Source organism: Deinococcus soli (ex Cha et al. 2016) (assembly GCF_001007995.1).
In the GTDB taxonomy this organism is placed as follows: Bacteria; Deinococcota; Deinococci; order Deinococcales; family Deinococcaceae; genus Deinococcus; species Deinococcus soli.
In genome coordinates this window covers 1,907,709-1,932,500 of record NZ_CP011389.1, presented here as the reverse complement: position 1 = coordinate 1,932,500, position 24,792 = coordinate 1,907,709, and the positions used below count along the sequence as shown (strand labels likewise).

The window sequence follows — 24,792 nt, the reverse complement described above, 5'->3', positions numbered from 1 at the left end:
ACCGCCATCAGCAGCTTCGAGGCCCTGCCCGAGATCGTGGACGCCGTCGCGGGCCGCACAGAGATCTACCTCGACGGCGGCGTGACGCGCGGCACGGACGTCCTGAAAGCCGTCGCCCTCGGCGCCCGCGCCGTGTTCCTCGGCCGCGCCGCCCTGTGGGGCCTCGCCGCCGGAGGACAGACCGGCGTGGAACGCACCCTGGAGCTGCTGCAGGACGAAGTCCGCCTCGCCATGGCCCTGTGCGGCGCCACACGGGTCGAGGACCTGACCCCGGCGCTGGTGCGGCTGTAATGCTGAGTCAGTGCTACTGCCTCCATAACTGAACGAGCATGAACACCAGCATGGAGGTGAAGACCGTCCCCCAAACCATGCCGAACAGTGACGAGCCGGGGAGGTCCGGTCTGCGGACTGCCTGCTGTGGGTTCGAAGGATCGTAGAGCACTTGGATGGTTTCGCCCACTTCGGGTTGCCGATCGTCCCCAAGAGCGGCGCATTCGGGTCCCTCGTCACGGTTCTTGTTGAACACGTTCCACCCCATACGATCGCTCTGATAAGTGCGGCCGTTCACGTCGTAGGAATACGTCACAGCGCAGCTATGTGAGAGAGAAGAGACTTTGGTGACGCGCGCCTCCACCTGACGTGACCCCAATTGGTCGGCCCACTCCGAATGAGACAAGATCGTCTCCAGGGAGGGGTCATGAAGCACAAGCAGTACAGCGAAAACGAGATCCTTGATGTCTTGGCCCAAGTTGAGGCGGGCACCGCGGTCGGTGACGTCGCTCGGTTGTCCGGGGTCTCCAAGGCCACCATTCACCGCTGGCAGGCACGGTACGGCGGCATGACCAAGGACGACGCGAAGCGCGTTCGGCAGCTGGAAGAAGAAAATCGTCGCCTGAAGAAGCTGGTGGCGCATCTGGCACTCGATAACAGCATCCTGAAGGAGGTGGTGGGCCGAAAGTGGTGAGTCCCGAACAGATGCCGCAGGTCCAGACGCCCATCAAACGACGGGTCATCCAGGAAGTGCGGCACCTGTTCGGGATCAGTGAGCGGCGAGCCTGCCGTGTTCTTGGTTTTCATCGTTCTACACAGCGTCATCGCGCGACGAGAGATGACCGTGATCTGGCAGACAAGCTCAGGACGCTCGCGTGCGAGCGTCCCCGGTTCGGATATCGGCGTCTCCACATCCTGCTGCGCCGCCAGGGCGAGACCGTTAACCACAAGCGCGTCTACCGCGTGTACCGGAATGAAGGCTTAGCCGTCCGCAAAAAGACCCGCAGAAAGGGGGAGGCCCACACCAGACTGCCGCTCACGTCGCCGACACGAGCGAATGAGCGCTGGAGCCTGGACTTCGTCAGTGATCAGTTGGCCAACGGGCAACGGTTCCGAATCCTCAACGTTGTAGACGACGGCACGAGGGAATGCGTGCTCAGCTATGCGTCGACATCGATCCCCGGGAGCACCGTGGCGCGTCTGCTGGCAGACGCGATTCGGGAACGCGGAAAACCCGAAGTGCTCCTGACCGACAACGGGCCAGAGTTTACGGGCCGGGCCCTGGATCAGTGGGCGTACTCGCAGGGCATCGCCCATCACTTCATCGACCCCGGAAAGCCCGTTCAGAACGCCTATATTGAGAGCTTTAACGGTCGGATGCGTGACGAGTTCTTGAATGTTCACTGGTTCTTGAGCGTGCCGCAGGCGAGGCTGAGCCTCGCCATCTGGCGGCGGGACTATAACGTCGTCCGTCCCCACAGCTCTCTTGGGAACCTCACGCCACATGAGTTCGCCCGCCAACTGGCGGGCTGAAGTACGCTGGGCTCATTCGGGCTGGACCGATCAAAGGGTGAACGTCACACCGACGTCCAGCTCCGAGAGCGAATTGCGTTCACGACGGAAGTCCCTGGGAGAACAAGAAGGAATGAGCTGATCAGAAACAAACCGGACCCCAGCAGCACTGATGATCCGACACGGTTTAGTGTCACGGTCTGCCGGGCCGGTGACGGCGGTACGCGTCCGGTCAGGATCAGTACGCCATGCCCGATGAACCCGATGCCAGCCGCACCCAGCAACAGCGGGGGCACCCACTGCCACAGTTCAGGTGAGGGTGTGCGCAGGAGGGTCGAGACCGGGGTGATCAGGAACAGGATGCCCGGCAGGACGTACCTGAGTGCAGAGGCGACGCGCAGCATGCCCTGAAGGTACCGGGTGGTTCCGGGGAGCGCCGCCGCAGTTACCTCAGCGCCACTGCTCCGGCAGGCCGTACACGTTCCACAGGCGGTCCACGCGGTCCACGATGTCCTTGTCCATCACGATCTTGGGCGGCCACTCGCGGACGAAGCCTTCCTGTGGGAGTTTCTGTGCGCCGTCCCAGGCGAGGAGTTCACCCTGCACCCAGACGTCGCGTTCGGCGTCGATGTTGTTCAGGATGGTCCACCAGACGTCCTGGATGTCGGTCACGTCGGTCTGGTCGTCGCAGATCAGGAGGTGGCGGATGCCGTGGGCGGCCGGGTGCGCGGCGAACGCGGCGGCGAGGTCGCGGGCCTGTCCGGCGCGGGTCTTGTGCAGCGCCACCAGCCAGTACCCGTCCAGGGTCTGCCGCTGGGCGAGGACGCCGTCGAAGGTGGGGAGGTCCTGCGCGGCGCGCGGCGTGAAGCCTTCGGGAGACAGCACGTCCCCGGCCTGGTCGGGGCGGCTGCTGGCGGCGCTGCCGACCTCCTCGGGGCGTTTGGTGGTGGCGTCAATGATGAGTTTCCCGCCGTAGCCCCAGCCCCGGCTGGAGTGGTCGAGCACGTCGATGGGGCCGCGCGTGGTGAGGGTGTCGCGGCCCGGCACGGCCTTCTGCGTGACCTCGCGCCACACGGCGTCGAAGTCGGTGACGGGCACGTCCTCGTCGAGGACGACGATGACCTTGGCGAACATCATCTGGCCCAGACCGAACAGGCCGTTGGCGACCTTGTACGCCTGCCCCGGGTAACTCTTCTTGATACTCACGAACACGAGGTTGTGCGCGACCCCGGCGGGCGGCATGTGGTAATCGACGATCTCGGGGATGATGAGCTGCGCGGCGGGCAGGAACAGCCGTTCGGACGCCTCGATCAGGTACGCGTCCTCCATGGGGGGGCGGCCCACGATGGTCGCCAGGTACACGGGGTTGCGGCGCATGGTCACGGCGGTGACGTGGAAGTGCGGGTACAGGTCCGGCAGGGTGTAGAAGCCGGTGTGATCCCCGAACGGCCCCTCCATCACCCAGTCCTCGCTGGGGTCCACGTAGCCTTCCAGCACGAACTCGGCGTTGGCGGGCACGTCCAGATCCACCGTGATCCCCCTGGCGACGGGGTAGCGCTGGCCGCGCAGGTACCCGGCCAGCGCAAATTCGTCCAGGCCTGGCACGGGCGGCAGGGGCGCGGTGGCGGCGTAGATCAGGGCCGGGTCTCCGCCGATGGCGACCGCGACCTCCAGCCTCTTCCCGAGCTTCTTCGCCTTCTCCAGGTGTTTGGTGCCAGTCTTGTGCCGCTGCCAGTGCATACCGGTCGTGTTCCGGCTCATGACCTGCACGCGGTACATCCCCATGTTGCGCTCGCCGGTCTCCGGGTCCTTCGTGATCACGAGGGGCAGCGTGACGAACGGGCCACCGTCAAGGGGCCAGCACTTCAGGACCGGGATCTTCGAGAGGTCCACCTCGTCGCCGTGCCACACGACCTCCTGCGCGGGGGCGTTGCGGACGCGGCGTGGGGGGAGGTTCATGGCGTCGCGGAGTTTCGTGACGTTGCTCAGCAGGCCCAGTTTGCTGCCGCCGCCGGACAGGTCGATGAGATTCCGGACCTTCTCGGCCAGTCCGTCGAGATCCTCCACGCCGAGGGCGAGCGCCACGCGCTCCTTGGTGCCCAGCAGGCCGATGGCGACCGGGTAGTCGCTGCCGGTGACGTTCTCGAACAGCAGGGCCGGGCCGCCCTGTTTGACCATGCGGTCGGCGATCTCGGTGATTTCCAGCTCGCGGCTGACCGGGGTCGTGACGCGGAGCAGTTCGCCGCGCTGCTCGAGGAGGCGCATGAAACTCTGGATGTCCGGAAAGGCCATGCGCCGAGTGTAGAGGGCGGGGGGCGGGGCAACCGTACCCGCGCACGAGGTTCCGCCCGGTGACGTTGGAGACAGGTAGGGCACCCCGGCCGGATAGTGTAGACACGACACTATCTATTAGTTGACCGAAGTTGTACGCTATTGGAACCAGCGCGGAGGCCCCGCCCCCGCCGCACCTCCACCCCACCCACCCGGCTGCCCCGGCAGCCCTCCAAGGAGTCCCATGAAACACGTCATTCTGCCCCTGCTCGCCCTGACCCTCGGCCTCGGCAGCGCCCACGCCGCCGCCCCCAGCACCCTGCAAAAAGGCGTGCTGAAGATCGGCATGGAAGGCACCTACGCCCCCTTCACGTACAAGGACGACAAGGGCAACCTCACCGGCTTCGACGTGGACATCGCCCGGGCCGTCGCGGCCAAGCTGGGCCTGAAGGCCGAGTTCGTCCTGACCGAATGGAGCGGCATCCTGGCCGGACTCCAGGCGAACAAGTACGACGTGATCGTCAACCAGGTCGGCATCACCGCCGAACGCCAGAAGACCATCGGCTTCAGCAAGCCTTACGCGTACTCCAGCCCGCAGATCATCGTGAAGAAGACCGGCAGCTTCGCTCCGAAGACCCTCGCGGACCTGAAGGGTAAACGCGTGGGCGTGGGCTTGGGCAGCAACTTCGAGAAGCAGCTGCGGGACGCGGGTGGCATCAACGTCGTCACGTACCCCGGCGCGCCCGAGTACCTCGCGGACCTCGCCGCGGGCCGCCTGGACGCCGCATACAACGACCGCCTGCTCGTCGGGTACCTCATCAAGTCCCAGAACCTCCCCGTGCGCGGCGCGGGCGTCATCGGGGACCCCGAAGCGGTCGGCATCGCCCTGAAGAAGAGCAACACCAGCCTGAAAACGGCTGTGGACAGGGCCCTGCTGCAACTCAAGGCGGACGGCACGTACGCCAAGATCAGCCGCAAGTGGTTCGGTCAGGACGTCAGCAAGCCTTAAGCTCAGAGCCGTGAGCGCTGGGCCATGGACGCGGTCACCACCGCCCGTGGCCCAGCGCCGTGCCAGGGAGACCCATGAACACCGAACAGCTGCAACTTGTCCTCCAGAGCGCCTGGACGTCCCTGCCGACCCTGCTGGGCGCGCTGCCCGTCACGCTGGGCTTCGCGCTGGGCGCGATGGTGCTGGGCCTCCCGCTGGGGTTCCTGGTCGCGCTGGCTCGGCTGTCGCGCCTGGGCTGGGTGCGGGGCCTGAGCAGCCTGTACGTGTCGTTCATGCGCGGCACGCCGCTGCTCGTGCAGATCTTCGTCATCTACTACGGCCTGCCCAGCCTGGGCGTCACGCTGAATCCCGTCGCGGGCGGCGTGATCGCCCTGACGCTGAACGCCGCCGCGTACCTCTCGGAGACGATGCGCGCCGCGATCCTCAGTATCCCGAAGGGGCAGCGGGAGGCCGCGACCAGCCTGGGCCTGAGCGGCGCGCAGACCATGCGGCTGATCATCCTGCCGCAGGCGGCGCGCGTGGCGCTGCCCAGCCTGAGCAACACCCTGATCGGGCTGGTGAAGGACACGTCACTGGTGAGCGTGATCACGGTCGTGGAGTTGCTCCGGAGCGCGCAGCTGGTCATCGCGCGGACCTTCGAGCCGTTCGGGCCGTACCTGGCGGCGGCGCTGATCTACTGGGCGGTCAGCAGCCTGCTGGAGGTCGTGCAGCGCCTGCTGGAACGCCGCTTCGCCCGCGGCGGGTAGCGCCCGGCCCGGCCGGGAGGGAGGGGGGCTTCTCCTCCTTTCGCTGTAGTCCGTCCGGTGGACGCCGCGTGAGGGCAGGGTGAGTACGGTGCGCACATGACCCTCCCCGGTGCGCCCGCCGATGTCCCCCAGGCCCCCTCGCCCGCCGCGCCGAGGCTGGCGTGGCCGCTGCTGACCGCCGCCGGACTGGCCCTGGCCGCGCTGCTGCTGACCGAGGGCGCGAGCGGCGCGTTCGGGCTGAATCTGGCGGTGTGGACGGCCCTGTACCTGGGCGTGGTGACGTGGCGGGCGCGGCGCGAGGGCACGCCCCCCAGCCGTGAAGGGGTGACGCTGCTGGCGCTGGCCGCCCTGTTCGGCGTGACGTTCACGCTGTGGGACCCCACACCCGACCTGGGCTTCCTGAACGCGCTGGCGTTGACGCTGTGCCTGGGGCTGGGCTCGGCGGCGCTGCGCTTCCCGGGGCTGGCGCGGGCAGGCGTGCTGGACGGGCTGGGCGCGGCGCTGAGCAGCTGCATTCACGTCATCTACGGGCTGGCGGTGCTGCTCGACCGTTTTCCGTGGGCGCACCTGAAACCCGCCCCTGCCGCCCCGCGCACCTGGGGCCGGGTGGGTGTGGGCGCGCTGCTGACCGTGCCGCTGCTCGCGGTGTTCGCGCCGCTGCTGGCCGGGGCGGACGCGTCGTTCGCGCGGGCGCTGGAGGCGCTGCTGAGCCTGGACGTGAACCTCGACCGGTCCATCAGCACCCTGGGGCACCTGATCGGCTGGCTGATCCTGACCGGCGGGCTGGTGTACGGCGCGCTGCTCGCCGCGCGGCCCAGCGTCTTCCCCCCCGCCCCGCGCGAGGGCCGCCTGGGCCTGATCGAGACGGGCGTGCCGCTGGGCGCGCTGGCGCTGCTGTTCACGGCGTTCGCGGCGCGGCAGCTGCCGCTGCTGCTGGGCGGCGCGCTGCCCGACGGGCAGACGTACGCGGCGTTCATCCGCGAGGGCTTCGGGCAACTGATGACCGTGGCCCTCCTGACCGCCGCCGTGCTGCGCGTCGCGTACGCGCTGAGCACCCCCGAGTCCCGCCGCCGCCCGGCCTTCCGCGCACTGAACGCGGCCGTGCTGCTGCCGCTGACGGTGATCCTGGCGTCCGCCGCGCAGCGCTGGGTGCTGTACACCCAGGCATACGGCCTGAGCGAGACGCGCGTGCTGGGCGCCGCGTTCCTCGTGTGGGTGACGCTGACCCTGGCGTGGCTGGCCGTGACCCTCTGGCGGGACCGGGCGAGCCGTTTCGCGTACCCGGCCCTGCTGCTCGGGCTGGGCACGCTGCTCGTCACGACCGCGCTGAACCCGGCGGGCCTGATCGCGCGGGTGAACATCACGCGGGACCTGTCGGGCGTCACGAACGCGCAGCGCACCGAGCCGCAGCGGGCGAACCCTGGCGAACTGCTGCGCCTGGGCGCGGGAGCCGTCCCGGTCCTCGCAGCGCACCTGGACGTGCTGACCGACTGCACGCCCAACCCCGGCGCGAGCGACGTACCGGAGTGCATCGGGGCCTCCTCGCTGACCCGATACCTGCGGGACCACTACGCAAGGGAACGCGACCCCCGCGCCTGGACGCTGGCGCACACCCGCGCCCGTCAGGTCACGCTGCGCCTGCCCGCGCCTCCCGTCCCCACCCCACAGGAGGACGTCGCCGTTCCCCGGGGGCGCTGACGCCTGCCGGAGGTCAGGGGGTCGTGGGCGGGACCGTCCAGGCGATGCTCAACGGCGCGGTCAGGGTGGTCAGGGTCCTGGGGGCCCAGTTGCCGGTCGAGAGGCCCAGCGTGACGTCATAGCGGTTCAGGTTCTGCCCGGCGAGCACGTACGCCTTTCCGTCGCTGGGCAGCGTCAGGTCGCGGATGTCGGACAGGGTCGCGACCGTGACGGCAGTCGTGGCCGCGCCGTCCCACAGCCGCAGGGGGGTGTCGCCGGTGCCCGCCAGAACGTTGCTGCGCCACGCGGCGAGGAGGGTGCCGCTGGCGCCGCCCGTCCACAGCCGGTCGTAGCGGGTGCCGCCGAACGGGGCGAGGGTCGTGGCGCTGTCGGGCTCCCCGGTGGTCTTCAGGGCCTGGATGCCGGTCGCGGTGGCGGCAAGGACGCGCCCCCCGTACGGCGCGAGGTCGAACACGGCCGGGATCGCCAGCGGCACGCTGGCCTCGGCGCTGCCGCCCGCGGCGGGGACCGCCACGCGGATGACCTCGCTGCCGCCGTTCAGGCGGGCGCGGGTGATCAGGCCCACGTCGCCCTGCACGGCCAGCCGGGTGGGGGGCGTGTCGGTCGTGGTGACGGGCGGCAGGTAGGTGGGCAGCAGGGCCGACCAGACCAGCGTGCGGCTGGCACTGTCGAACAGCGCGGCGCGCTGCACACCGCTGCACTCGCTGAGCAGCAGCAGCCGGGAGCGGCCCGCGTCCTGCGCGGCGCGCGTGTAGCAGGGCGTGAAGCCGGGGTCCGCGAACGGCTGCGGGTCGCTGCCGTCGGGCGCGCGGGTCTCGGCAGCGTCGGTGCGGACGGTGATGACGCGCCGCGTGCTGCTGGTGGGCAGCACCTGCACGCCGCCCGTGACGGTCACGGTGTTCACGGGGCCGCCGTCGGAGTTCAGGGCGCGCAGCCCAGTGGCGCGGCCCGAGGTGTCCGTGTCGGTCAGGACGTTCAGCTGCACGGCGTACGTCACCTCCTCGGTGCCGGTGCAGGCGGTCAGGAGGGCGGCGGTCAGGGCGGTCAGGAGCAGGAGTCGGCGCATGGGGGGCACCTCCGTAGAGTCAGGCGGATCGGGTCAGGGTGGGGAGAGCAGCGGGACGCTCGCGCCGCCCGGCGTGAGTTCGAACAGCGGGTACCCCGTCTGGCCGGGCAGGCCCACCGCGATCCGGTAGCGGCGGTTCACGAGGTCCGCCTCGGCCTGCAGGGCCCAGCAGCAGCGGTCGATGGTCAACCCGAACACGGGCGTCAGCGGGCCCGGCGTCTGGCGCACGCCGTCCACCCAGGTGAAACTCTGCGTCAGGGTGCCGGTCAGGTACGCACCGGGGCGTTCGCCCGCGCGGCCCAGGCCCAGGTTCACGCGCAGCGGGCTGAGTTGCAGGGTGTCGGTGGCGATGTCGTTCGGGAGCGCCGCCCGCGTGCGGGTGTACAGGGCGCTGCCCGACACCCAGAAGCGGCTGCCGAACTGCGCGGCGCCGCTCAGCTGCACGCGGGTCAGTTCAGTGCGTTTCTGGTCCAGGCCGGGGGTGTTCATCACGGCGGTCACGGCGAGGCTCTGGCCGCTGCGGGTGCGGGTCAGTTCTCCACTCAGTTGCGGGGCGGTGAATCCCCCCCGGCGCAGGTCGTACGCGCCGCCGTACTTGACGGTCCAGCTGTCGCGGCTGCCGCTGACCGTGCCGACGCTGAAATCCAGGGTGCCGCTGCTGGTGGCGGTGTCCGGGCGTTGCAGCAGCAGGCTGTGGGACGTCCTGAACTGGTACTGGCCGCGCCACAGGGCCGTCAGGCTGCCGCTGAGCTGCCCCGTCACCGGGTTCAGGGTCTCGTCGCCACTGACGCTCAGGGCGTTCAGGACGGTGTCCTGCGTGCGGGTCAGGTTGTAGCGCACCGCCACGGACGTGATCTCCGGCGTGCGGACGTTGTGCGTGACGGCCACGCTGAAGAGGTTGCTGCGCACGTCGCCGGTCACGGTCGCTGTGACGGTCAGCGGTTTGGGCCCGGTCGCCAGGGCGTACCCACCCGACGCGCTCAGGCTGAGGTTCGGGGCGGGCCACGCGCTCGTGCGGGTCGTGGTGGCCGGGCGGGCCGGGGTGGTCGCGGTGGCGGGCTGCGCGGGCGTGACGGTCACCTTGCCGCTGTCCGGGTCGGCCAGGGTGGCGTTGAACGTCACGTCCTCCAGGGTGCGTTTGTCCGGGTTGACCTGCGCGCTGGCGGTCAGGCTCAGGGGCCGGCGGTTCACGCCCAGGCTGAAGGTGGCGTTGCCCTGCTGCTCGCCCCTCAGGAACAGGTCCCGCGAGTACGACACGCCGAAACTCACGTCCCTGACCGGAACGGTGGACAGGTTCAGGCTGACCGGCGCGGACAGTAGACGGCCCGAGAGCGCGTCGAACGCGAAGGGGCTGGTGCCCTCGGTCCGCAGGTACTTCGCGGTCACGCTGAAGGTGTTCGACCCCGCCCAGCGCTGCGTGAGGGTGCCGGTCACGTCCAGCTGCACGGTGCGCGCCCCGGTGCCGTAGTACCGCCCGGTGAAGGTGTTGCTCAGGCTCAGGTCCGCGTCCCGCCAGGGTTTCACGGTGTACGCGAGGCTGTGCTGTTCCTCCAGGCGGCTGGTGGTGATGTTCACGCCCTGCGCGGTGGCACTGGGCGAGCGGGGGTTGCTCTGCCCGGTGTAATTCCCGGCCGTGATCTTCACGTCCGCGCTGAACGGGCCGTTCGTGTACGGCTTGGGGTCCACCGTCACCTCGGGGCGCTTCAGAGTCTTGGTGCTATCCAGCGCGGTCGTGGGCGCCGGGCCGAAGCGGTCCACGTAGTCCAGCGCCGCCGTGAACAGCGGGTACTCCACGCTGGCCCGGAACTGCACGTCCGTCAGGCCGCGCTGCGGGTCGGTGGCACCCCGGCCGATGTCGCGCCGGGTCACGTTCAGGCTGTAATCCAGATCCCGCACCGCCAGCGCCAGGGGCACGCGGCCCTTCACGCCGAAATCCAGGTTCACGTCCCGCCCGGCCTGCCCCACCAGGCGCGGCTCGGCCAGCAGGTCCAGGTCCACGCGGTCCACGAACGGCAGCGGCGCGTACGAACGCAGCGTCACGCCCGCGCCGACGCTGGGCGTGCGGTTCTGGTAGTAGCGCAGCCGGGTGGTGCCCAGCGTGTTGCCGCCCACACTGAACGGCAGGTCGGCCAGGACGGTCAGGCCGTCCACGGCGTCCCGGCCGACCTCCAGGCGCGGCTGGCGGTCACGGTCGTTCAGGGGCAGCACGAGCACCGGCAGGAACAGCACGGGAATGTCGGCCAGGAGCAGCTGCGCGTTGTACGCGACCAGCCGGTCGCCGGGGTACACGATCAGCCGCTCGGCGCGGAACGCGTAATCGTTGGGCGTGCGGCCACAGCGGGCGCAGGTCGTGAAGTACCCGCCCGTGGCGCGCAGCTGCCCCGGAATACGGTCCACCTCCTGCCCGCGGATTTCCAGGCGGGCGTCGCTGATCAGGACATCCTCACCGCTCACCTGCTCCTTGCCGAGTTCCACGACGAGGTTCTCGCCCCGCAGGTCCTCGCCGTCCTTCGCGCTGCGGTACGAGGCGGCGCCGATCAGGGTCAGGGTGCGCCGCGTGCGGTTGAACTCCACGCGCCTGGCCCGGACCACGTCGTCGTCGACGCGCAGTTCCACGTTCTCGCCGCTGATCACCACGAGTTCCTGGCCGTCCACCTGCCGCAGTTCCAGCGTGTCGGCCGAGACGATCTTCACCGTGCGGGCCTGCGCGCCGCCCAGCGCCAGCAGGCCCAGCGCGAGCAGCGCCGCGCGGACCCGCGTGCCCCGGCGGCGAGCAGCGCGGGTCGCGGCGCGGGTCATGGCGTGAACCCGGGGGCGGCGGCCAGCAGGTCCGACCCCTGCTGCGCGTGGACGGCGGCCCAGACCTGCGCCAGGGGCGGCACCGGCAGCGCCGCCTGCATGGTCAGGGCCGCGCGGGCCGGGCCCGCGTCACCGGTCAGGGTGGCCAGCTGCGTGCCGGGGTAGTAAAAGCCCAGGACGTGCAGGTGGCTGTACCCGGCGTTCGCCAGACCCAGCGCCCCGTACTGCGAGAGGCCCACGCCGTGCCCGCTGCCGCTGCCGGACAGCACCAGCGGGTTCAGGCCCGCAAGGGTCACGCGCGTGCCGGACGCGCCCAGCGCCCGCACGAAGCCCCCGGCGCTGGCCCCGGTCAGTTTCCCGCTGCCCGAGGCGCCCACGAACGTGATCTCCAGCGGGCGGCCCGACTCGCTGACCCGCGTAACCGTCACGCTCCTGAGGGCGCCGACGCGCACCCCGGCGTTCCCGGCCGCCTGCTGCACGCGGGCCACGGGGACTTCGAGCTGCCAGCGGGCGCGCGGACTGCCCGCCGAGAACGGATCGGCCTTGGCCACCAGATACGGCAGGTCCTTACCCCAGACCTCGCCGCTGGACGCCGTGAAGCCCCCGCTGTCACTGCTGAAATACGTGCTGGCCGCCTTCCCGCCGAACGCCACGACCTGCGCGCGCGTCGCGGCGATCGCGGCGTCCGCCAGGGGCTTCTCGGCGGCGATCCCGCCGTACACCTGACAGGTCTCGGTGGCGCAGGTGTCGTACGGCGTGGCGGGGTTGATGCGCGCCGTGACGTACGTGCGCGCGATGACCGCCTGCGCCTGCACCGCCGCCGACGGCCACGACGCGGGCATCTCGGCCGGGACCACGCCCCGCAGGTAGTCCTCCAGATCCACGACGTTGATGCCCTGCACGCCGCCCGACTCGGCACGCAGCTGCACGCCGCCCCGGTACGCCTTCCCGGCGATCTCCACGACGCTCCCTGCGCTGGGCGGCAGGTACAGGCTGGCGTTCCCGGTCGGCTGGCCGTTCAGGGTCAGCTGCGTGCCGCTGACCCCCACCGTCCACGCCTGCACCGGCAGCGGCGCCGCCCCGGGCGCGCCCGGCACACTCAGGGCGCCCGGCGCCGGGGCGGGCGCCGCGACCCGCACGGTCAGCTGCGGCGCCGCCGCCACCAGCACCCGCACATTCAGCGCCGACGCCCCAGAGGCCAGCAGCCCGCTGCACACCGCAGCGCCAACACGCAGAAATGAACGCATGATCAAGATCGAGTATACGCACGCCCACCCCCGCCCGCCTGACAGGCGCGTGAGAACGGGCGATCATGCCCGCATGACCACCCCCACCCCTGGCCGCGTGTGGGCCCACGTCGGCCAGCCCTTCACGCCCGGCACCGACCCGCAGGGCCCCCACGATGTGCTGATTCTCGGCGCAGGCCGCATGGGCAGCGCCCTGGCCCTGGCCCTGACCGAGCACGCCCCGCACCTGAAGACCCTGCTGATTGAAGAGGGCGGCCTGCCGAACGAGGACGGCGCGACCATCCTCGCCCCGGGCGTCTGGACGCTGGCCCACCTGCCCGCCGCGCAGCACGACGCTGCCCGCTGGACGCTGAACCGACTGCGGACGCTGCTGGGTGACGCCCTCCAGGCCCGCCCGTACCTGACCCTGCACGCCGAACCGGCCCCCGGCACGCAGCCCACCCGCGACCTGCTGGCCGCGCATCCGCAGAGCCTCGCCCTGCTCGATCCTGGCGCCTTCCCGCACGCCCGGGCGCACGAGGCCCACACCTACCGCCCGGGCACCCTCGCGCAGGTGGCCGCGCAGAGCGCCATCCGGCGCGGCACCGACCTGCTGCTGAACACCCGCGCCACCCCCCACCCCGGCGGGCGCGTCACGCTGGAGCGCCTGACCGTCACGAACACCCATCAGATCGTCACGCACGAGACCCACACCCTCCACGCGCCCCTGATCGTCCTCGCCACCGGCGCGCACGCCCCCACGCAGGCCGAACACCACCTGGGTGTCCACACCCGCCACGCCCGCGCGTACCGGCAGACCCCGCACCTCGCCACGCCCAGCACCGAAGACGCGCCCGTCCTGCACGCCCACGGCCTCACCCTGCGCCCCCAGCACGGCGCGTACACCCTCATCCCGCCCATCCATCACCGCGACCCGCACGGCTACGCGCCCCAGGGCGGACACCTGACCGGCGTCCCCACCGGCCTGCGCCGCGAAACCCTCGAAGACCTCGTCGGCCTCATGGACGCCCTCCCTGCCCTCGCCACCAGCGACCTGCACCTGGGCCGCAGCCTCGCCGACATTCCCGGCGCGTGGCTCGCCCTCCCCGGCGGGCAGCCCGGCGCCCCCCCCACCCACGACCGCCTCGACGACCACACCCACCTCCTCCTCGGCGGCCCCCACGCCGACACCCTCGGACTGTGGACTGCAGACGCGCTGGCGCGGGAGATCGCGGGGGGAAGGGGGCAGTAGGGAGTGGGTTGTGGGGAGTGGGAAGGGAGGCTGCTGCGCAGCGGGAACCAGCTGCTACGCAGGGAACCCCTCAGTCGCCTGCGGCGACAGCTCCCCTCAAGGGGAGCCCCACCCCACGCTTCTGCCGAAGCCAGAACAGTCGATCAGCGGCCCGCACCATCCACCCTGCCCGCCACCGCCGACTGCCACCGGCCGTCGTGCGCATAGCGCGCGGGCCTTGCGGGGGGCGGAGGATGGCGTCGAGGCCGGACCCGTCACCGCCCACCAAAAACACGCCGCAGGAGTAAAAACTCTTGCCCAGTGCAACGTAGGCCCCCCCTACCCCCCTGGGGTAGGGGGCTGGGGGGTGGGGCCGCCCGCCGCGAGGCGAACAACACCGCCCCTTGTCTACCCCTTCCCCACCGCGCGACGCCCCCCGCCCCTAAGCTGTCCGTCATGAGAGCTGCGCGAATTATGGGCTGGTCAGGGGTGAACGCCTGACGGCCTGCGCGCTGCCAATCGTCCCCCGCCGTCCGGTGGGGGGTTTTCTTTTCAGACCATAGAGGGGTGATCGGGTGTGACGCAGGTGGACTTCAAGCCGGGTGAGCTGGACGCGATGGACGTGTTGCGGTTGGCGTTGACGAGCAAGGTGTACGGCGCGGCGGTGGAGACGCCGGTGAGTGAGACGCCGCGCCTGAGTGCGCGCCTGGCGAACCGGGTGCTGTTGAAGCGGGAGGATCAGCAGCCGATCTTCTCGTTCAAGTTGCGTGGGGCGTACAACAGGATGGCGCAGCTGACGGCGGAGGAGCGCTCTCGGGGCGTGATCTGTGCGTCGGCGGGGAATCACGCGCAGGGGGTGGCGTTCGCGGCGGAGCGGTTGGGGGTGCGGGCGGTGATCGTGATGCCGGCGACGACGCCGGAGATCAAGGTGGGGGCGTGCCGGGCGCGGGGGGCGGAGGTGGTGCTGTTCGGGGATTCGTTCAGTGACGCCGAGACGCACGCGTTTGCGTTGCAGCGCGAGCTGGGCCTGACTTTTGTGCATCCGTACGATGATCCGCTGGTGCTGGCGGGGCAGGGGACGGTGGCGCTGGAACTGCTGCGGCAGGTGGAGGTTCCGGGCCCGCTGACGGTGTTCGTGCCGGTGGGGGGCGGCGGGTTGATCGCAGGGGTGGCGGGGGTGCTGAAGGCGCTCAGGCCGGACATCCGGGTGGTGGGGGTGGAGCCGGAGGACAGTGACGCGATGTTCCAGTCAGTGCAGGCCGGGGAGCGGGTGCGGCTGGATTCGGTGGGCATCTTCGTGGATGGCGTGGCGGTGAAGCAGGTGGGGGCGTTCACGTTCGACCTGACGCGCCGGTACGTGGACGACTGGGTGAGGGTGAACACGGATGAGGTGTGCGCAGCCATCAAGGACGTGTTCGACGACACGCGCGCGGTGATGGAACCGGCGGGGGCGCTGGCGGTGGCCGGCCTGAAGCGCTTCGTGCAGGAGCGGGGCGTGCAGGGTGAGACGCTGGTGGCGCTGACGTGCGGCGCGAACGTGAATTTCGACCGGCTCAGGCACGTGGCGGAGCGGGCGGAGATCGGGGAGCGGCGCGAGGCGATCTTCGCGGTGACGATCCCGGAGCGGCCCGGCGCGTTCCGGGAGTTCATTGAGGTGGTGGGCGCGCGGGCGATCACGGAATTCAATTACCGCTTCGCGCCGCGCGCGCAGGCGCAGATCTTCGTGGGGGTGCAGCTGGCGGCCCCCGGGCAGCGGGCCGAGTTGCGCGACGAGCTGGTGTCGCGCGGGTACGCGGTGCTGGACCTGACGGACGACGAACTGGCGAAGGTGCATGTGCGGCACATGGTGGGGGGGCGCGCGCCGGAGGCGACGGATGAGCGGGTGTACTCGTTCACGTTCCCGGAGCGGCCCGGGGCGCTGCTGGAGTTCCTGACGCACCTGCATGGCCGCTGGAACATCAGCCTGTTCCATTACCGCAATCACGGGTCGGCGCACGGTCGGGTACTGGCGGGCGTGCAGGTGCCGCCCGGGGACGCGCCGGAGTTCGCGGCGTTCCTGGCGGGGGTGGGGTACCCGGCGACCGAGGTCACGGCGAATCCGGCGTACCGGCTGTTCCTGACCTGACCCGTGGTGACCCGGCGGCCATCTCATGAAGGGGGGGTGGGGTGGTCCTCACCCCGCGCACGGGTGGACGTGCACTGATGAGGCATGACCAAAAGCAGCGCGGCCGGAAACGTGGTGGTGTGCCTCAGCGGGGCGTGGCAGGGGGAGGCCACGGATCCGCAGCGTTCCTTCCACGGAGCAGTTCTCACGTCCACACTGGAAGCGCTCCCAGTCGGGGAGGCGGTGGAGGTCACGTACCGCGACAGCGGCCGCCGCGTCACCGGACCCGGCGAGCACGGCACGTACATCCTGCGGGCCGGCCCTCACAGCTGGACGCTGTCGCGTTTCACGCAGCACGCCAGTCAGGCCGGACAGACCAGAGACGACCGCGCACCCAACAGCGAATGGGAGGCCGAACTGGTCAGTGGGTGAGGGGTGACGGTCAACAGCGTGTGCGTGCCCTGACCGGCCACATCGAGGTCACCCAGGTCCTACGTGCTACTGGCCACCCCCCAGTTGCCCTTGTCGCTCGGCGCGGCGCGTGCTGCACTGGGTTGCATGACCGCTCAAGCTGTCCGGATCGTGGAGGTCAGCCCAGCCGACCCGCGCTGACGGGGACGGGCGGCGTGCTCGTGGCTGCCGAGCGGAACGGGACGCTGATCGGCTGTGGCGCGCTGAAACGCTGGAACGCGGACACTGCCGAGGTGAAGCGCATGTATGTCACGCCGGACACGCGCGGATCGGGGGCGGCGCGGGCGCTGCTGGACGCCCTGGTCACGCGGGGCGGGGCGCTCGGGTCTGCGCGGCTGGTGCTGGAGACCGGCGACCGGCAGCACGCCGCTATCACGCTGCATACGCGGGCGGGGTTCCGGCGCGTCCCGAACTTCGGGGTGTACGCGGGCGTGGAGCACAGTCTGTGTTTCGAGCGGCCACTGGCGTGAAGGGGGTCTGAATCCGGCTCCCATCCCCTGCCGGGACGTGGGTGCCACGGTGGGGCATGACCGAAGCCATGATCCGGGAATGTATCGACGCCTGTCTTGACTGCGTGGCGGCCTGCGAGGCGTGCGCCACGGCGTGCCTGTCCGAACCGGACATCGACATGATGCGCGCCTGCATCCGCCTGGACCGGGACTGCGCGGACGTGTGCGCGCTGACCGCGCGGCTGCTGATGCGCGGCAGTGAGCTGCACGCGCAGGCGTGCGCGCTGTGCGCTTCAGCCTGCGAGGCCTGCGCGGCCGAGTGCGGCCAGCACCACCACGACCACTGCCAGCGCTGCGCACAGGCCTGCCGCCGCTGCGCGGACATCTGCCGGAAGATGGCAGCCTGATCAGATCAGACGATACTCCAGGGCTTTCAGGACCGCGCGGGTGCGGTCACGCACGCCGAGTTTCGAGAGGATGTTCGACACGTAACTCTTGATGGTGCCCTCCGTGGTGGTGATCAGCCCGGCGATCTCGCGGTTGCTGTACCCGCCGGCCATCAGGCGCAGGACCTCCTGCTCGCGGGTGGTGAGGGCAATGGCCTCCCCGGGGGGAGACGCCGCATCGGGGCCGCGCACGCGCGAGGGCGTGACGGGTTGCAGCCAGCGGCCCCCACCGGCCACGGTGCGGACCGCCTGGAGGAGCACCTCCAGCGAGACGTCCTTGAGGAGGTAGCCGCGCGCCCCGGCCTGCGCGCCCTCGATGAGCAGGTCGTCGTCGTCGAAGGTCGTGAGGATCAGGGTGGGGGGCAGCGCCCCCAGGGCCTTCAGGCCGCGCAGGACGCCCAGGCCGTCCAGGTGCGGCATGCGGTAGTCGAGCAGCATGACGTCCGGGCGGTGTTCCGGGACAAGGTGCAGCGCCTGCAGGCCGTCCTCGGCTTCCGCGATGACCTGCAGGTCGCCGGACAGGGCCAGCATGCTGCGCAGGCCCTGGCGGACCAGCGTCTGGTCCTCGACCAGCAGGACGCGGATCATGCGGTCCCCCGCGCGGGCAGCGTCAGGTGCAGGGTCACGCCGCACGCCGGGCTGAGCTGGACGTCCAGGGTGCCGCCCACGCTTTCCAGACGTTCGCGCATGCCCGTCAGGCCACAGCCGAACCGCAGGTCCGCCGGGCGGCGCGGGCCGTCGTCGTGGGCGCGCAGGTGCAGGGTGCCCGCGTCGCGGTGGACCGTCAGCCAGACCTGCGTGGCGCGGGCGTGGCGGGCGGCGTTGGTCAGGATCTCCTGCACGCTGCGCAGCAGCACCTGCGCCTGCACGGGGCAGTGCACATGCACGTCCGGTGCCCAGTCCAGGTGGACGCGCACGGGCGCGGCGGCACTCAGGGCAGCCAGTTCGGTCGGCAGGTCGCAGCAGGCCGTGTGCCGTAGCCCCCGGACGGCCGAGCGGACGTCGCCCAGCAGGTCGCCTGTTACCTGCTGCGCGGTGAGCAGGTGGGGTCGGGCCGGGGCGTGGGGGGGCAGGAGGTGCGCGGCGACCTGCAGGTGCATGCCCAGCGCGGTCAGGTGGTGGCCCAGCAGGTCGTGCAGGTCGCGGGAGATCTGGAGCCGCTCGGCCTGACGGCTCGCGTCGGCCAGCAGGGCGCGGGTGGCGCGCAGTTCATCCACCACCTGCGCCAGCGCGTGGCGGCTGCGGATCTCCCGCAGGGCGGTGCGGGTGGTGGTCACCGCGAACATCTGGAAGCACAGGTACCCGGTGCTGAAGGCCAGACCGTCCAGGTCGTGCTTCCAGTGGACGAGCATGATCAGCAGCAGCGCGCCGGACTGCGCCGCGACCCACAGCAGCGCCCAGCGCCAGGGGATCAGCAGGCCCACCTGCGCGGCAATCAGGATGAGTAGGCCCGCCTGCACGCTGCTGCCGCGCAGCAGGGCGTTGCCGGTCAGGACCAGAACGCTCTGGAGGGCAAGCAGGAGGAGGGTCGGGCGGCCCGCCTGGGTCAGCAGGAACAGGATCAGGAAACTGACGCTGCTCAGCGCCCACTGGCTCACTTCCGTGGGGCTCAGGCGGTCGCGGGTGGGTTCCACCAGGTAGGAGTGCAGCGACAGCGCGCACCACACCAGTACGCTAGTGATCACGACGATCCGCTGGATGTCCCGCGCCGGGTCGGGCGGCCCGGGGCGCAGGTGGGCGAATAGACTCGGGAACCGGCGGGGGCGGGCGTACGCGGGGGACGCGGCGGGCGACACGGTCATGATCGTTCCTCGGGACGGCAGGGGGACGCAGCAGGCTGGAGTGTGTCGCGATTGTACCGGGAGCGCGCGCTGGGGAAGCGGCGGAGTGGATGCAACCAGCCGGGCCGGGCCGCCCGGTCACGCCCCTGTTCGGGCGGAGGGGCGGCCCGGCTGTCCGGGAGGTCCGTTCAGTTCAGTAGAAGGAGCCCTTCCCGCCGAAGTACACGGCCGTGTAGAAGGCCTGCGCGGCGGCGTAGCAGGGGTACTTGCGCCAGCCGAGACCGTCGCAGACGGTCTGCATGTGCTGCTTGAACTGCCCGTCCACCCAGTGGCGGTGGGTCTCGTTCATCAGGCTGGGGTAGTGCCGGGCGTTGCGGTAGCCGAAGTCGTGCTGGCGGCAGGGCCAGTAGAACTCGTCGCTCCAGCCGGTGTAGCCCGAGGGGCCGCTGCAGCCGTCAGTCGACCAGTTGAAGGAGGGATAGGCGCCGCGCAGGCTGTTGTACTGCGAGCGGAAGGCGTTGTTGGCGGCGACGCTCTTGTAGGTGGCGCTGGAGTACGGCACCCACTGGGCGCTCAGGTCAGGGGCGGGCAACTGCTGGGGCTGGAGGCCCTCGTTCAGGTCGGCCTGGAGGTCGCCGAGCAGGGCGTCGAGGTCGAGGGCCGCGCCGGTGTCGTCGAGCGGGGCAGCGACCCGGCCGGCCCTGACGTCGTCCCGCAGCTGTTGCACGTCAGCGATGCGGGTACGCAGGGCACTGAGCTGATCGGCGTTGAGGTTGGTGGGGGCGGCGCCGGGGGCGCTGGGGCTGGCGGCCTGGTCGGGCTGGGTGGGCGCGGCGTTCTGGCCGCATGAGGCGAGGGTCAGGGTGCCGAGGAGCAGCAGGCCGAGGATGGGGGTGCGCATGGGGGTGCCTCCTGGGGTTCCTTCCGGGGAAGGGGGAAAGGGGACGGGCGGCGAAGCCTGAGGGGGCGGCCAGTAGGGCGCGTTACGCTTGCGCTGTGGTGCTGGATTCAGCGTACGTGTGGGGCTCGTGAGCGCCCACTGCCGGAAGACAGCGGGACCGGTGAAGGGGTCTTGAGCTGGCCCTCATGTACCCGGTTCGGGTGGATGGACCAGGGGCCCATGCGCGAAGATCAGGGGTGGACGCAAGTTTCGCTTTGGCCTATACTCCGGTGAGGTTGTTATGCCCATAGCAGAAATCATCAGTGTAGGCACGGAACTGCTGTTCGGCGAGATCGTCGACAGCAACGCCGCGTTCCTCGCCCGTGAACTGGGCGCGCGCGGCGTGACCCTGCACCGCAAGACCGTCGTCGGGGACAACCTGGATCGCCTGCGGGCCGCCATCGAACTGGCGCTGGGCCGCGCCGACCTGCTGCTGCTGGGCGGCGGCCTGGGGCCCACCGACGACGACCTGACCCGCGAGGCCATCGCCGCCGCCCTGAACGAGACGCCGCAGGTGGACGAGGCCCAGCTGAGCCACCTGCGCGGCCTGTTCGAGGCGCGCGGCCGGGCCATGCCCGACACGAACCGCAAGCAGGCGTGGCTGATTCCCTCTGCCGAGGCGCTGCCCAACCCGGTCGGGACCGCGCCGGGCTGGTTCGTCCGCACCACCTGGGACGGGCAGCCGAAGCTGATCGCGGCGCTGCCCGGGCCGCCCCGCGAGATGCGGCGCATGTGGGCCGAGCAGGTGCTGCCGCGCCTGCCGCTGCCCACGGCTGCGCTGGAGCACGTCACCGTCCACACGCACGGGATCGGGGAGAGCCTGATCGCCGAGCGGCTGGGTCACCTGACCCGGCAGGCGAACCCCAGCGTCGCCACGTACGCCCGCCTGACCGGCGTGGACGTCCGTGTGGCGGCCAGCGCCCCCACCTCCGAGGACGCCCGCAGGCAGCTGACCCCCGTTCTGGACGAGGTGCGCACACTGCTACGCGAGTGGACCTGGGGCGAGGACGACCAGACCCTGGCGGGCACCGTGCAGGCCGCGCTGGCCGGGCGCACCCTGGGCGTGATCGAGGCGGGCAGCGCGGGCGTGCTGTGCACCCTGCTGGCCGAGCAGCCGGGTTTCCTGGACGCGGCGGTCACGCAGGATCACCGCCGCCTGATCACGCTGGGCCTGACCCCCGTGACCTTGCAGGAAAGCGGGCTGGTCAGCGAGGCGGGCGCGCGGGAACTGGCGGCTGGCGCGCGCGAGCACCTGGGGGCCGACTTGGGCCTTGCGGTGGTCGTGAGCACGGGGGGCGAGGGGGCCGGGCGCGCGCACGTCGCCCTGAGTGACGGCGCGCGGGTGGCCGTGGCGGGCGTGAACTGGCCGGGCAATCCGGCGCAGCTGCGCGAGCGCGCCGCAGTCGCGGCGCTGGCCCTCGCGGCCCGCACCCTGCCAGGATGGACCCCATGACCGACCCCCGCCCGAAACGACCCGCCCGTCCCACCAGCCAGCCCGGCAACAAGACCGGACCCAAAGCTGGCCCCCGGCCCGGCCCGAACGCTGCCGGGAAGGGACGCGGCGCGCCGGACACCCACACGCCCACCACCCAGCGCCTCTTCTTCGCGCTGCCCGTCCCGGCGGACGTCACGCCCGCGCTCGTCGCGGCGCAGGGCAAACTGCGCGGCAACTGGCGCTCGGTGCCCGCCGACCAGATGCACGTCACGCTGGCGTACCTCCCGGCCGTGCCGCACGACCGGGTGGACGACCTGAAGAAGCTCGGCACACGCCTCTTCACGGACGCCGCGCCGCTGCACCTGAAGCTGCGCGGCACCGGGTACTTCCCGAACGAGGGCAGCCCCCGAGTGTGGTTCGTGAAGGTCGAGGCCGAGGGCCTGAACGAACTGGCCGCCGCGCTGCGCGCAGAAATCCAGGCGCTCGGCCTGAGCACCGACGACCTCCCCTTCAAGGCGCACGTCACGCTGGCCCGCAAGAAGGGCCCGGCGCCGCGCGTGCCCCCGATCCTCTTCCCTCAACACTGGACGGCCGGGAGCGCCGGGCTGCACCGCAGCATCCTGCGCAAGACCGGCCCCATTCACGAAACCGTCAGCACCTTCCGCCTGCGCGGCACCCCCGCCACCCCCGCCCCCGCACCCGAGTCGGCTGCGGCCGAGGCTATCCAGGAGACGCCATGAGCAAAGAAAAAGACATCGCCGCCACCCCCACCGACGCCAAGGAACGCGCCAAGGCCATCGAGACGGCCATGAGCCAGATCGAGAAGGCGTTCGGTAAGGGCAGCATCATGAAGCTCGGCGCCGAGAGCAAACTCGACGTGCAGGCCGTCAGCACCGGCAGCCTGAGCCTGGACCTCGCGCTGGGCGTGGGCGGCGTGCCCAAGGGCCGCATCACCGAGATCTACGGCCCGGAATCCGGCGGCAAGACCACCCTGGCTCTGAGCATCGTCGCGCAGTCCCAGAAGGCCGGCGGCACCTGCGCGTTCATTGACGCCGAGCACGCCCTGGACCCCGTGTACGCCCGCAGCCTGGGTGTGAACACCGACGAACTGCTCGTGTCGCAGCCCGACAACGGCGAGCAGGCGCTGGAGATCATGGAACTCCTCGTGCGCAGCGGCGCCGTGGACGTCGTCGTCGTGGACTCCGTGGCCGCCCTGACGCCCCGCGCGGAAATCGAGGGCGAGATGGGCGACAGCCTCCCCGGCCTGCAGGCCCGCCTGATGAGCCAGGCGCTGCGCAAACTCACCGCAATCCTCAGCAAGACCGGCACCGCCGCCATCTTCATCAACCAGGTGCGCGAGAAGATCGGCGTGATGTACGGCAACCCCGAAACCACCACCGGGGGCCGCGCGCTGAAGTTCTATTCCAGCGTGCGCCTGGACGTCCGCAAGATCGGCCAGCCCGTCAAGATGGGCAACGACGCCATCGGCAACACCGTGAAGGTCAAGACCGTGAAGAACAAGGTCGCGCCGCCCTTCAAGGAAGTCGAACTGACCCTGATGTACGGCAAGGGCTTCGACCAGCTCAGCGACCTCGTGACGCTCGCCAGCGACATGGAGATCATCAAGAAGGCCGGGTCGTTCTACTCGTACAACGACGAACGTATCGGCCAGGGCAAGGAAAAAGCCATCGCGTACATCGCCGAACGCCCCGACATGGAAGCCGAGATCCGCACCCGCGTCCTCGGCGCGATCAAGGAAGGCCGCGACCCGCTCGCCGCCGTGCCCACCGTCGCCGAGTAACGGCAGGCAGCATCAGAAGAGGGGAAGCCTGACGGTCTCCCCTCTTTCCTGCACCTACTGGGCCTGCCAGACGGTCACGGTGTCCGGAGGGGCGAGGGTCAGGGCGCGCGTGGCGTCCTCGCTGATGTAACTCACGTCCTCCTGCACGACGTTCCACCCGGCGCGCAGGGGCAGGTTCACGGTCAGCCGCTCGGGCATGGCCTGCTCCGGCACGCAGCGGGCCTCGCCACTGACGGTCACGTCCGCCGGGCTGAACACCAGCCGCTGGAAACGCAGGCGGCCGTCCGCCCCGGCCTGCCCGGCCAGCAGGTCCACCTCGCTGTTCAGGATCGTCGCGGGCTGCCACAGGTCCTCACCCACGATGCTGCCCACGCTGGGGAATGTCCGCCCGGACACGGCCACGCGCAGTTCGTTCAGCGGGAACACCTGCGCCGCCGGGTCGCCCAGCGTGATCTTCCCGCTGCGGGTCACGCAGCCCAGCGGGTCCAGGTTCAGCCACTCCGCGAGCGGCACCAGGGCGCCTGCCAGCCGTTCCGGGGTGGGCAGCGCCAGCGTCAGGTCCCCCGCCGCGCCGAGCGTCCCGCGCGCCGCCTGGATGCGGCGGTCGTCCCCGCCGGGGAAGGGCAGCAGCACCCCCACGGAACCCACCCCGCCCGCCCAGCCGGGCAGCGTGCCGCGCAGCACCGGCGTGTCCGCCTGCGCCCCCACCACGCCGCCCAGGAGGGCCGCCCACACCGCCACCGTTGTCCTTCGCACGGCCCCAGCGTACGCCGCCCGGCCTACGCGCGGATGCCACTTTCGGCGGATGCCCACCCAGCCGCGCGCCCGGCAGAGTGAGGGCACGCCAGCCTCACGGGTCTCCGCACGGGAGACACGCCACACGCCGCCGCGCGGCATGGTGACGGCCCCCACCCGGGTGAAGGTGGGGGCCGTGTCCGGAGTGCCGGTTATTTGCGGATGATCTTCCAGGCGGTGGGCAGCAGCAGCGCGGCCAGCAGCAGTTTGATGGTGTCCCCGATGATGAAGGGGGTCAGGCCGGCGGTCAGGAGCGCGCCGCCCTTCAGGCCGGTCAGGGCGCCCAGCACGGGGAGGCCGACGGCGTAGATGACGACGCTGCCCGCGAGCATGGCGAGGCAGGTGCCGAGGAACTTGCGGTCCAGCGCGTAGCGTTCCACCAGGAAGCCGACGAGGGCGGCGGCCAGCGGGTAGCTGAACAGGTAGCCGATGCTGGCGCGCAGGCCGGTCCCGGCGGCGTTCATCAGTCCGGCGGACCCGCCTGCCAGGACGGGCAGTCCGGCGGCCCCGGCGGCGACGTACACGGCCAGCGCCGCCAGCGCACGCTTCCAGCCCAGCGCGGCGCCCACAAGCAGCACACCCAGCGTCTGGAGGGTCAGCGGGACGGGCTTGAGGGGCACCTCGGCCTGCGCGAGCAGCGCGACGAAGGCGGCGCCGCCCACGACGAGCAGCACGTCACGCAGAAGGCTGGGGGTGGGGGCGAGCTGGCGGGCGAGGGTGGGGTGGGTCAGGGTCATGGTGG

The 24,792-nt window shown here is 70.9% G+C and carries 24 protein-coding genes (1 of these 24 cut by a window edge); 13 read left to right on the top strand and 11 right to left on the bottom strand.

Going from position 1 to position 24,792, the window contains the following annotated elements:
• A protein-coding gene (locus SY84_RS09600) for an alpha-hydroxy acid oxidase (protein ID WP_046843829.1) crosses the window boundary here: on the top strand, positions 1–291 show its 3' portion. 819 nt of this gene lie to the left of the window's left edge; the window shows 291 of its 1,110 coding nt (coding positions 820–1,110); its start codon lies off the left edge, out of view; the stop codon is at positions 289–291.
• A 13-nt stretch (positions 292–304) separates the two neighbouring features.
• Here the strand turns inward: SY84_RS09600 and SY84_RS16275 are convergent, their stop codons facing one another.
• The gene (locus SY84_RS16275; protein WP_245621308.1) at positions 305–586 is read right to left on the bottom strand and encodes a DUF3592 domain-containing protein; all 282 of its coding nucleotides are present in this window, start codon (positions 584–586) and stop codon (positions 305–307) included.
• Between the two features lie 111 nt (positions 587–697).
• Here SY84_RS16275 and SY84_RS16270 point away from each other — a divergent pair.
• A protein-coding gene (locus tag SY84_RS16270; RefSeq protein WP_157882928.1) for an IS3 family transposase occupies positions 698–1,803 on the top strand; the annotation gives its coding sequence in 2 pieces (ribosomal slippage) (positions 698–959 and positions 959–1,803; 1,107 coding nt in all).
• Between the two features lie 44 nt (positions 1,804–1,847).
• Here the strand turns inward: SY84_RS16270 and SY84_RS16520 are convergent.
• Positions 1,848–2,186 carry a hypothetical protein gene (locus tag SY84_RS16520; RefSeq protein ID WP_157882946.1) on the bottom strand — a complete coding sequence of 113 codons (339 nt, stop codon included), beginning with the start codon at positions 2,184–2,186 and terminating at the stop codon, positions 1,848–1,850.
• A gap of 46 nt (positions 2,187–2,232) precedes the next feature.
• Positions 2,233–4,074 (bottom strand): menaquinone biosynthesis decarboxylase, encoded by a 1,842-nt coding sequence (locus tag SY84_RS09585; RefSeq protein ID WP_046843828.1) that lies wholly within the window; start codon positions 4,072–4,074, stop codon positions 2,233–2,235.
• A gap of 223 nt (positions 4,075–4,297) precedes the next feature.
• Between SY84_RS09585 and SY84_RS09580 the strand changes: the two genes are divergently transcribed.
• The 3 genes from SY84_RS09580 to SY84_RS09570 all read left to right on the top strand — a co-directional run bounded on the left by SY84_RS09580 (position 4,298) and on the right by SY84_RS09570 (position 7,506).
• Positions 4,298–5,062, top strand: coding sequence for a transporter substrate-binding domain-containing protein (locus SY84_RS09580; RefSeq protein WP_046843827.1), 765 nt, complete (start codon positions 4,298–4,300; stop codon positions 5,060–5,062).
• Positions 5,063–5,136: 74 nt separating this feature from the next.
• Positions 5,137–5,808, top strand: coding sequence for an amino acid ABC transporter permease (locus SY84_RS09575; protein WP_046843826.1), 672 nt, complete (start codon positions 5,137–5,139; stop codon positions 5,806–5,808).
• Positions 5,809–5,904: 96 nt separating this feature from the next.
• Entirely contained in the window at positions 5,905–7,506 is a 1,602-nt protein-coding gene (locus SY84_RS09570) for a DUF4153 domain-containing protein (RefSeq protein ID WP_046843825.1), read from the top strand.
• 13 nt (positions 7,507–7,519) lie between these two features.
• Here the strand turns inward: SY84_RS09570 and SY84_RS09565 are convergent, their stop codons facing one another.
• Genes SY84_RS09565 through SY84_RS09555 form a run of 3 tightly spaced genes read right to left on the bottom strand, consistent with a single transcriptional unit; the run spans position 7,520 to position 12,618 of the window.
• On the bottom strand, positions 7,520–8,572 hold the full coding sequence (locus SY84_RS09565; RefSeq protein WP_046845101.1) for a hypothetical protein: 1,053 nt from the start codon (positions 8,570–8,572) through the stop codon (positions 7,520–7,522).
• 33 nt (positions 8,573–8,605) lie between these two features.
• Complete coding sequence (locus SY84_RS09560) at positions 8,606–11,371, bottom strand: hypothetical protein (protein WP_046843824.1); 2,766 nt, start codon at positions 11,369–11,371, stop codon at positions 8,606–8,608.
• Complete coding sequence (locus tag SY84_RS09555) at positions 11,368–12,618, bottom strand: SpoIID/LytB domain-containing protein (RefSeq protein WP_081424560.1); 1,251 nt, start codon at positions 12,616–12,618, stop codon at positions 11,368–11,370. The genes SY84_RS09560 and SY84_RS09555 overlap by 4 nt, the downstream gene beginning before the upstream one ends.
• 73 nt (positions 12,619–12,691) lie before the next feature.
• On the opposite strand from SY84_RS09555, the gene SY84_RS09550 reads away from it, so the two are divergent.
• From SY84_RS09550 to SY84_RS09530, 5 genes are all read left to right on the top strand, one after another.
• A complete protein-coding gene (locus SY84_RS09550; protein WP_046843823.1) occupies positions 12,692–13,849 on the top strand; it encodes an FAD-dependent oxidoreductase in 1,158 nt (385 codons plus the stop codon).
• Between the two features lie 595 nt (positions 13,850–14,444).
• Positions 14,445–15,953, top strand: a complete 1,509-nt coding sequence (gene ilvA / locus SY84_RS09545) for a threonine ammonia-lyase, biosynthetic (RefSeq protein WP_081424690.1) — start codon at positions 14,445–14,447, stop codon at positions 15,951–15,953.
• An 84-nt stretch (positions 15,954–16,037) separates the two neighbouring features.
• Positions 16,038–16,364, top strand: a complete 327-nt coding sequence (locus tag SY84_RS09540; protein ID WP_046843821.1) for a hypothetical protein — start codon at positions 16,038–16,040, stop codon at positions 16,362–16,364.
• Between the two features lie 194 nt (positions 16,365–16,558).
• Positions 16,559–16,873: a GNAT family N-acetyltransferase gene (locus SY84_RS16915; protein ID WP_245621307.1), complete on the top strand. Its 315-nt coding sequence runs from the start codon at positions 16,559–16,561 to the stop codon at positions 16,871–16,873.
• A gap of 56 nt (positions 16,874–16,929) precedes the next feature.
• Positions 16,930–17,259: a four-helix bundle copper-binding protein gene (locus SY84_RS09530; RefSeq protein WP_046843819.1), complete on the top strand. Its 330-nt coding sequence runs from the start codon at positions 16,930–16,932 to the stop codon at positions 17,257–17,259.
• Here SY84_RS09530 and SY84_RS09525 read toward each other — a convergent pair whose 3' ends face one another.
• The 3 genes from SY84_RS09525 to SY84_RS15900 all read right to left on the bottom strand — a co-directional run bounded on the left by SY84_RS09525 (position 17,260) and on the right by SY84_RS15900 (position 19,980).
• On the bottom strand, positions 17,260–17,886 hold the full coding sequence (locus tag SY84_RS09525) for a response regulator (RefSeq protein WP_046843818.1): 627 nt from the start codon (positions 17,884–17,886) through the stop codon (positions 17,260–17,262).
• Complete coding sequence (locus tag SY84_RS09520; RefSeq protein ID WP_052751099.1) at positions 17,883–19,100, bottom strand: sensor histidine kinase; 1,218 nt, start codon at positions 19,098–19,100, stop codon at positions 17,883–17,885. The genes SY84_RS09525 and SY84_RS09520 overlap by 4 nt, the downstream gene beginning before the upstream one ends.
• A gap of 172 nt (positions 19,101–19,272) precedes the next feature.
• Positions 19,273–19,980: a phospholipase A2 gene (locus SY84_RS15900; RefSeq protein ID WP_052751098.1), complete on the bottom strand. Its 708-nt coding sequence runs from the start codon at positions 19,978–19,980 to the stop codon at positions 19,273–19,275.
• Between the two features lie 280 nt (positions 19,981–20,260).
• Between SY84_RS15900 and SY84_RS09510 the strand changes: the two genes are divergently transcribed.
• Genes SY84_RS09510 through recA form a run of 3 tightly spaced genes read left to right on the top strand, consistent with a single transcriptional unit; the run spans position 20,261 to position 23,255 of the window.
• On the top strand, positions 20,261–21,472 hold the full coding sequence (locus tag SY84_RS09510) for a CinA family nicotinamide mononucleotide deamidase-related protein (protein WP_046843817.1): 1,212 nt from the start codon (positions 20,261–20,263) through the stop codon (positions 21,470–21,472).
• Positions 21,469–22,194, top strand: a complete 726-nt coding sequence (thpR, locus tag SY84_RS09505) for an RNA 2',3'-cyclic phosphodiesterase (RefSeq protein ID WP_046845097.1) — start codon at positions 21,469–21,471, stop codon at positions 22,192–22,194. Before SY84_RS09510 ends, thpR begins: the two co-directional genes overlap by 4 nt.
• The gene (recA, locus tag SY84_RS09500; protein WP_046843816.1) at positions 22,191–23,255 is read left to right on the top strand and encodes a recombinase RecA; all 1,065 of its coding nucleotides are present in this window, start codon (positions 22,191–22,193) and stop codon (positions 23,253–23,255) included. The genes thpR and recA overlap by 4 nt, the downstream gene beginning before the upstream one ends.
• A 54-nt stretch (positions 23,256–23,309) precedes the next feature.
• Here the strand turns inward: recA and SY84_RS09495 are convergent, their stop codons facing one another.
• Both SY84_RS09495 and SY84_RS09490 read right to left on the bottom strand, forming a co-directional pair.
• Entirely contained in the window at positions 23,310–24,011 is a 702-nt protein-coding gene (locus SY84_RS09495) for a hypothetical protein (protein ID WP_157882945.1), read from the bottom strand.
• Between the two features lie 191 nt (positions 24,012–24,202).
• On the bottom strand, positions 24,203–24,787 hold the full coding sequence (locus SY84_RS09490) for a biotin transporter BioY (protein WP_046843814.1): 585 nt from the start codon (positions 24,785–24,787) through the stop codon (positions 24,203–24,205).
• Positions 24,788–24,792 lie beyond the last annotated feature (5 nt).

Bases quoted from the DNA above. Each gene is read 5' to 3' on its own strand.
- SY84_RS09575 (WP_046843826.1), top strand. From the start codon at position 5,137: ATGAACACCGAACAGCTGCAACTTGTCCTCCAGAGCGCCTGGACGTCC.
- SY84_RS15900 (WP_052751098.1), bottom strand. From the start codon at position 19,980: ATGCGCACCCCCATCCTCGGCCTGCTGCTCCTCGGCACCCTGACCCTC.
- ilvA (WP_081424690.1), top strand. From the start codon at position 14,445: ATGGACGTGTTGCGGTTGGCGTTGACGAGCAAGGTGTACGGCGCGGCG.
- recA (WP_046843816.1), top strand. From the start codon at position 22,191: ATGAGCAAAGAAAAAGACATCGCCGCCACCCCCACCGACGCCAAGGAA.
- SY84_RS09490 (WP_046843814.1), bottom strand. From the start codon at position 24,787: ATGACCCTGACCCACCCCACCCTCGCCCGCCAGCTCGCCCCCACCCCC.
- SY84_RS09550 (WP_046843823.1), top strand. From the start codon at position 12,692: ATGACCACCCCCACCCCTGGCCGCGTGTGGGCCCACGTCGGCCAGCCC.
- SY84_RS09560 (WP_046843824.1), bottom strand. From the start codon at position 11,371: ATGACCCGCGCCGCGACCCGCGCTGCTCGCCGCCGGGGCACGCGGGTC.
- SY84_RS09525 (WP_046843818.1), bottom strand. From the start codon at position 17,886: ATGATCCGCGTCCTGCTGGTCGAGGACCAGACGCTGGTCCGCCAGGGC.
- SY84_RS09520 (WP_052751099.1), bottom strand. From the start codon at position 19,100: ATGACCGTGTCGCCCGCCGCGTCCCCCGCGTACGCCCGCCCCCGCCGG.
- SY84_RS09510 (WP_046843817.1), top strand. From the start codon at position 20,261: ATGCCCATAGCAGAAATCATCAGTGTAGGCACGGAACTGCTGTTCGGC.
- SY84_RS09570 (WP_046843825.1), top strand. From the start codon at position 5,905: ATGACCCTCCCCGGTGCGCCCGCCGATGTCCCCCAGGCCCCCTCGCCC.
- thpR (WP_046845097.1), top strand. From the start codon at position 21,469: ATGACCGACCCCCGCCCGAAACGACCCGCCCGTCCCACCAGCCAGCCC.
- SY84_RS09555 (WP_081424560.1), bottom strand. From the start codon at position 12,618: ATGCGTTCATTTCTGCGTGTTGGCGCTGCGGTGTGCAGCGGGCTGCTG.
- SY84_RS16520 (WP_157882946.1), bottom strand. From the start codon at position 2,186: ATGCTGCGCGTCGCCTCTGCACTCAGGTACGTCCTGCCGGGCATCCTG.
- SY84_RS09585 (WP_046843828.1), bottom strand. From the start codon at position 4,074: ATGGCCTTTCCGGACATCCAGAGTTTCATGCGCCTCCTCGAGCAGCGC.
- SY84_RS09530 (WP_046843819.1), top strand. From the start codon at position 16,930: ATGACCGAAGCCATGATCCGGGAATGTATCGACGCCTGTCTTGACTGC.
- SY84_RS09565 (WP_046845101.1), bottom strand. From the start codon at position 8,572: ATGCGCCGACTCCTGCTCCTGACCGCCCTGACCGCCGCCCTCCTGACC.
- SY84_RS09580 (WP_046843827.1), top strand. From the start codon at position 4,298: ATGAAACACGTCATTCTGCCCCTGCTCGCCCTGACCCTCGGCCTCGGC.
- SY84_RS09540 (WP_046843821.1), top strand. From the start codon at position 16,038: ATGACCAAAAGCAGCGCGGCCGGAAACGTGGTGGTGTGCCTCAGCGGG.